This window comes from Pseudanabaena cinerea FACHB-1277, from assembly GCF_014696345.1.
GTDB classification, from domain to species: domain Bacteria; phylum Cyanobacteriota; class Cyanobacteriia; order Pseudanabaenales; family Pseudanabaenaceae; genus Pseudanabaena; species Pseudanabaena cinerea.
On the sequence record NZ_JACJPY010000146.1, the window covers coordinates 1 to 5849 of the forward strand.

Below are 5849 nucleotides of genomic sequence, written 5' to 3' on the forward strand. Positions count from 1 at the left end.
TCTCTTCCCGATTTCGGCGATTTCCTGTCTTGCCTGTCCTGTGGTCTCCTTTTTCTACTTGCATTCTTCCTGCCTCCTAATTACTTTTTCAGCAAGCCCTATTTAGTATTATTACAAGGTTAGAATTATATGTTTTTCTTACTTCCTTTAATCGGAGCAGCAGTTGGTGCAACAATTGGCGCTATAATTGCTGATGATTGGGCTGAAAGTGATAGGGCAGAAGCTAGACACCATAGAGATATGGAAAATGCGCTCACTAGCAAATATTCAAGCTTGCAGAGCAAATACAATGAGATAGCAGATGAAAGTAAAGCGTTAGCCGAGGAACAAAATAAGAAGTTAGCTCAACTAGCATTAGATAATGCCCATCTTGATATAGCTCTTGAGTTGAGTTGCTCTTTGGTAAAACTGAGTCAGGATATTAGTATAAATCCTACACACGAGTCGCTCTCAAAATTACAAGAAGCTATTCGACAAACAAATCAAGTTCTATTTGAACTAGACAAGCAACCTATTCCCATATCTGGACGATATTTTACTAATAATTTAGCTGCAATAGAAAAGAAGAAGTTGGCAGGTAAAACAAAAGAAAAAGTTGAAATTTCTGAAAAATCAGGTATTGATTTATCTGTACTAGCCAATAAAAATTTGACCAAGTACGAAAAAATAATTGTTACTCAAGTATATGAACTAGTTATCTCGGCAATGGATTACAAAGTTGTTAGTCTGCCTATGCCACGTCTGGATGGTTATCAAACCAATATAGTCATAGACATCATTGAGGAAATCGGAGAAAGGCTCTCAAATCATGCCATGCCTGAATTTGTGTTTGAACAATTGTCCGAAGAGCAACCTCATATCCGACTCTTAATCGCAAGACATATTTTTACTCCGTCTCATACTTTAGACAAGCTAAGTTTAGATTCACAAGCATTAATTAGAGAAGCTGTAGCAAATAACTCATCATGCCCTAGTTATATTCTCGATAAACTCAGTTCAGATCCTGAATTATCTGTCAGGCTTGCAGTATTAGCAAATACTAAAACTCCCCTTTCAACAAGATTAAAGGTGCTGGTTAACAACAAAAAACAAGTTGATCTAAGCCTTCGTAAATCTTTAGCGGTAGATAGCTCCCTCACATCGGAAAATTTAGCCCAACTATCTCAAGATATCAGTCCTGAAGTTCGTAAACTTGTGGCTATTCATCCTAATACTTCTCTTGAAATCTTAGAAAAACTATCGAAAGATTCTGATTTTTCCGTGAGAAAAGCTGTGATTACAAATCCTCAATATTGTATCGATACGGGAAATATTCATAATATTGATTTGTGCAAAACTCAATTAAAATTTCGCAAGGACTTGGCAGCTAATGCTCTAACTAAATCAGAAGTATTAGCTAAGTTATCTAGTGATCGTAGTTCTGAAGTTCGCAAACTCGTAGCCCAACATCCTAATACTGCTAGAGATATTTTAGAAAAGCTGGCTAAAAGTAAAAACATGGAAATAAAGGCAGCAGCAAAAAACTCATTACATCAAAGACATCTTCAATGAACTCTAAAGAAACAGCGTTTATATAGCCTGTTTAGCTATCAAGGGGTACAATTTTAGCCTGTAACGGTTGCGTGGACTATTCTACTGTGTCCCATATTGCCTCAACAGGCTGTATGCTTCACCAGCCAATCGCTAGATTATCCATTAGTATTACGTTCGTTATATTTTAGTTTTAGATTTTTCTATGCCTTTTCTTAATCACAACCAAACAGATTTAGCCAACGGTTGATGCTATTCTTATTGACATTATGAATAGCCCTATCTCCACTCAAGTCATTGTTACTGCGGCACAGATGCAGGCGATTGAAAATCTTATCTTTCAATCAGGTATGCCTGTGGCAGCTCTAATGGAAAAAGTGGCACTAAAAATTACCCAACGGATTGCTCAACTCTATCCTACCCATAGATTTCCTAAAGTCGGTATGTTGGTTGGCTCTGGTCATAATGGTGGGGATGCTCTGGTGGTCGCCCGTGAGCTTCATCATCAGGGAAGACAAGTCAAGATTTGCTCTATGATGCCCAAAGCTAAGCCTCTGACGAGAGTACATACTTGTCATGCTAAAGCGATTGGGATTCCTTTTGTTTCTCTTACAGAATTACAGGATTGTGATTTACTTATCGATGGTATTTTTGGCTTTGGGCTAGAACGTGATGTAGCGGGTGATTTAGCAAACTCATTCAACCTCATTAATAGTTGGCAGATTCCTATACTTGCTATCGATTTACCATCGGGGCTAAATTGCGATCGCGGCGATGTCATGGGTACTGCAATTCGCGCTACCCACACCTTATGTCTGGGCTTATGGAAGCGCGGTCTATTAATTGAGCAGGCTCTTCCCTATATTGGGATTCTCGAAAGAGTTGACTTTGATACTCCTGAGCAATTCATTATAGAAGTATTGGGCGATCGCCATCCTCTTTGGCGGGTTGATCCTCAGACTTGCCTACGCCAATATCTGCCGATTCCTCGCCCTATTTCAGTTCATAAGTACAATCTGGGGCATTTATTATTGGTGGTCGGCTCTCAGCGCTATGCGGGGGCAGCGATTCTAGCGGCTTTGGGCGCAAAAGCTAGTGGAGTGGGGATGCTGTCAATCGCGGTTCCGTCCTCTCTTAAACTATTAGTTCTTGCCCAAGTACCTGATGCTTTGGTAATCGGTTGTCCTGAAACCGACTCAGGTGCTATTGATTCTCTAGCTGGGCTAGATTTGCAAAAGTATCAGGCAATTGTCTGTGGCTGTGGGCTGTCTCTTGATGCAAACTCTGTGGTCAAACAAACTATTGATAGCGATATTCCCCTAGTACTAGATGCCGATGGACTAAATGCTATTTCACCCGTTGCCGATCCTAATTTCATTCGTAAGTTGCAAAGCCGAACTAATCCTTTAATCTTTACTCCCCATGGAGGTGAGTTTAGCCGCCTATTTCCTGACCTTATGACTAGCGATCGCTTAGATGCTCTGATCTCGGCAGTTGAACTTTGCCATGCTACGATTCTGCTCAAGGGGGCGAGAACAATGATTTCTTTTCTACAAGATGAAAAACCAAGGCTTTGGGTCAATCCTGAGAGTACGCCTGCTCTCGCTCGTGGCGGTAGTGGTGATGTCTTGGCAGGTATGATTGGTGGACTGTTAGCTCAGGGCTTATCGTCTAGCGATTCCGCTATAGTTGCTGCGGTTTGGCATTCTCAAGCTGCAATATCTTTAGCAAATCAACGTTCTATTATGGGAGTCGATCCTATTTCCCTTGCTCACCATCTTCTTCCTTTCTTGATTACTGTTGCTTCTTAAATTTATTAAATTTAAGATCTACGCTGATTTATCTATTTTGGTTTCTGTTTATGCCCCTGCTCAATCTCCATCAAGCTCATTTGTCCGACATCCGTTTAATTGCTTCCGATGTTGATGGCACTCTTACCCAAAACAGAAAATTCTCTGCTGATTTCATCTCGACTCTTCTGGATTTACAATCCTCTGGAATTAAAATCCTATTGGTGACAGGTCGCTCGGCGGGATGGGTCAGTGCTTTGGTGAATTATTTACCCATTGCAGGAGCGATCGCCGAAAATGGTGGCTTATTTTTGCAGGCTAACGGTCAGCAAGATTTGCTTTCGGCAATTCCCAATATATCCAGACATCGCATCCTGCTAGAAAATACTTTTCATCACATTAAGCAGCTATTTCCTAATCTGTGTCCTTCCCCTGATAACCAGTTTCGTATTACCGACTGGACTTTTGATGTTGATGATTTATCGACAGACGATCTTGAAAAAATAGCTTGGCAATGTCAGCAAATGGGTTGGAGTCTCACATACAGCAATGTCCAATGTCATATCAAACCAATCCATCAAGATAAGGCTACTGGCTTGCTCTCAGTTCTAAACCGCTACTTTCCTGAACTCAGTTCACAGCAAATACTAACCATTGGCGATAGCCCTAATGATGAGCCGATGTTTGATCCTACAAAGTTTCCCGTCTCAATCGGGGTAGCAAATGTTCACCATTATCAAGACAAAATGCAGCACTTACCCCAATACGTTACTCAATGTTCGGAGTTTGCTGGGTTTTCTGAGTTGGCAAAATTATTACTGCAAAAATAAAAAGCGGCGCGATGCGCCGCTTTTTATTGGTTAAAAAACTTACGATTTAGTCATTGCCTCTCATCAATAACAATTGCACCAGTTGCAAGGCTGCATAAATTGCCGTCGCTACATATGTCCATGCCGCCGCATTCAAGACACTGCGAGCGCCCCGCTTTTCTTCGCCTTGCAAAATTCCTAACTCGTCAATTAGTCTCAAGGCGCGACTGGATGCATCAAACTCAACGGGCAAAGTGACGATGTGAAACAGGATCGCTCCTGCAAACAAAATGATACCGAGGTTGATAAACACCGTACTCAAACTGCCAAGCGATGTCAAAAACAGTCCTGCCATCACCATCATTGGTCCAAAGTTTGCGCCGATATTTGCTACAGGCACTAGCGAAGCGCGGATATTCATAAATTGATAGCCCCGCACATCTTGCAAAACGTGACCGCATTCATGGGCGGCGATCGCGGCGGCAGCTAGAGATGACGATGCATACACCGACTCTGATAATCGCACTGCTTTGGCAGATGGATCGTAATGATCGGTGAGTTCACCTTCAACTTGCTCAACGGTGACATCATAGATACCCATACGTTGCAAGATGGTTTTGGCAACCTGTGCGCCTGTCATCCCTAAACTCGATTGGCTTTCGGCATATTTTTCGTAGGTTGCTTTGACGCGATGTTGCGCCCAAAACATCAAGATCATCCCTGGAATTAGAATCAGGTAAGACGAGTGAAAGTACATATACTTTTATCCTCTAGTCAGTGATTAATTAATTATCCCCCCGATACCTGAGATTTAGGCAGTAGTGAAAACTCTACCATTAAAAGTAAACGTGCTTAGAGTGGGGCTACTAAAATTTTGATCTTTTTTTGATCTTTTGTGTATCAAATCTAAGGCGATCGCTGTATGATTTGATTACCGTTTTTGCATAGAGGAGATTACTTAGCTCGTTTTCCCCTTCAAACATCAAAAAAGCCAGTGCCTGAGAACCACTAGCTCTTTGATAACCCGAAGGTTTTATTAAATTCAATATCCAGGAATGGACAGATGTTGCTTTTAGAGGGCAATTTTGTTCAACGCTTCTCTATATCTTAACGCAAGATACAAGATTAGCAACAGTTTTTGCTGCAAATTTTTAAAAAATTTGTAAAAGGCAATTATTGACTATCAAACTGAACTCAAAAAATCTGCTCATTTCCTGGTTGAAGTCGCTACAACCCTTACAATCAGGACAATCTAGATGTTTTTAAATTTTTTACTCTTGCAGGCACAGATCTTTGTTGAGATCTCCCTTAATAAGCTCATGGGAGGTCAAAAATAGTGACTTCCTTAAATAACCAGTATTCTTCCCGAAAGTTTTCACCCACTAAGTCCCATAGCCCCTGCCCAATCTGCGATGACATTAAGGGTAAATGTCGAATTGCCTCTGATAATCAGGATTTTGTCCTGTGCATGACCCATCCCAGTGATGCCGATTTGCCTGATTGGAAATATTTGGGTGAAACCAATGGCAGTTACTTTGCGGGTAAGTATGTTAGAAAGCGCACTGAATCTGAGACGGAGCGGCAAGATCGCCGCGATCGCAATTTAAAACTGCGGATGGTGCAGCAAAAGGCTAGGCGCAATGATTTGGCAAAATTGCCTGATGCGACAGAGCGCGATCGCCTCTATCAAAGTTATTTACAAAAACTTGTACTTAACGAT

Annotated in this window: 4 protein-coding genes and 1 pseudogene; 4 read left to right on the forward strand and 1 reads right to left on the reverse strand. The window is 41.4% G+C overall.

Annotated features, from left to right (window positions below):
• Positions 1 to 129: 129 nt before the first annotated feature.
• The 3 genes from H6F44_RS21975 to H6F44_RS21985 all read left to right on the forward strand — a co-directional run bounded on the left by H6F44_RS21975 (position 130) and on the right by H6F44_RS21985 (position 4150).
• On the forward strand, positions 130 to 1551 hold the full coding sequence (locus H6F44_RS21975) for a DUF1269 domain-containing protein (protein ID WP_190353221.1): 1422 nt from the start codon (positions 130 to 132) through the stop codon (positions 1549 to 1551).
• Positions 1552 to 1799: 248 nt separating this feature from the next.
• Positions 1800 to 3341 carry an NAD(P)H-hydrate dehydratase gene (locus H6F44_RS21980; protein ID WP_190353222.1) on the forward strand — a complete coding sequence of 514 codons (1542 nt, stop codon included), beginning with the start codon at positions 1800 to 1802 and terminating at the stop codon, positions 3339 to 3341.
• A 50-nt stretch (positions 3342 to 3391) separates the two neighbouring features.
• A complete protein-coding gene (locus H6F44_RS21985) occupies positions 3392 to 4150 on the forward strand; it encodes an HAD hydrolase family protein (protein WP_190353223.1) in 759 nt (252 codons plus the stop codon).
• A gap of 46 nt (positions 4151 to 4196) precedes the next feature.
• Here H6F44_RS21985 and H6F44_RS21990 read toward each other — a convergent pair whose 3' ends face one another.
• Positions 4197 to 4886, reverse strand: a complete 690-nt coding sequence (locus H6F44_RS21990; protein ID WP_190353224.1) for a zinc metallopeptidase — start codon at positions 4884 to 4886, stop codon at positions 4197 to 4199.
• Positions 4887 to 5465: 579 nt separating this feature from the next.
• Here H6F44_RS21990 and H6F44_RS21995 point away from each other — a divergent pair.
• Positions 5466 to 5849, forward strand: a pseudogene (locus H6F44_RS21995) (hypothetical protein); the annotation flags it as partial.

What these genes read in the sequence shown, in the direction of transcription:
- H6F44_RS21990 (WP_190353224.1), bottom strand. Translation starts at nt 4,886, where the DNA reads ATGTACTTTCACTCGTCTTACCTGATTCTAATTCCAGGGATGATCTTG.
- H6F44_RS21985 (WP_190353223.1), top strand. Translation starts at nt 3,392, where the DNA reads ATGCCCCTGCTCAATCTCCATCAAGCTCATTTGTCCGACATCCGTTTA.
- H6F44_RS21975 (WP_190353221.1), top strand. Translation starts at nt 130, where the DNA reads ATGTTTTTCTTACTTCCTTTAATCGGAGCAGCAGTTGGTGCAACAATT.
- H6F44_RS21980 (WP_190353222.1), top strand. Translation starts at nt 1,800, where the DNA reads ATGAATAGCCCTATCTCCACTCAAGTCATTGTTACTGCGGCACAGATG.